Here is a 545-nt window from a genome sequence, read left to right as displayed (position 1 = left end):
TCTTGGCGATCATCTCGATGACCTGGGTCAGGATTTCATTGGCTTGGCGCTTGGGAAGCTCGTGCACTTCCGACAACTGCTCGGCGATGTGGCGCAGGGTGAGGATCGCGCCAGCCGAGGTGCCAGTGGATTTCTTTGCACCCTTGCGGGCTGCTTTGGCTGACGTCTTCGGTGCTGCGGCCTTCGTAGACCTCTTGGCTCCGGCGTCGGCAGTTCTGGCCGTCTTAGTCGGTTCTGCTTGCGATGCGGCCGCTTTGCGGGCCGGCGCCTTCTTGGCTGTCGTCTTGGTTGCAGCTTTCGCCATGGGTGAGATCCTTCTGATGCGCGGGCAATCTGTCAGTCAGTCGATGGGCAAAGGGTTTGCCACCCAAGATTGAAAACACCAGAAGGCCGCAGCCTCAATAACCATGACGGAACGAATTCACAGGATCTCGGGGCAGCACAGGATCCTATGACTGATGGCGCAAGTGGGCCTGAGACTTAGCTTGCCAACTTGACGAGCGGCGGCTCCCGCAGCATGTAGCCGCGGCCCCAGACCGTCTCGA

The 545-nt window shown here is 60.0% G+C and carries 1 pseudogene; it reads right to left on the bottom strand.

Annotated elements, in window-relative coordinates:
* Positions 1-304: pseudogene (locus KBI52_RS00930) on the bottom strand (HU family DNA-binding protein); the annotation flags it as partial.
* Between the last annotated feature and the right edge of the window lie 241 nt (positions 305-545).

Source organism: Microvirga sp. HBU67558 (assembly GCF_018069605.1).
Taxonomy (GTDB): domain Bacteria; phylum Pseudomonadota; class Alphaproteobacteria; order Rhizobiales; family Beijerinckiaceae; genus Microvirga; species Microvirga terrae.
This window is presented reverse-complemented; position numbering and strand designations above follow the sequence as displayed.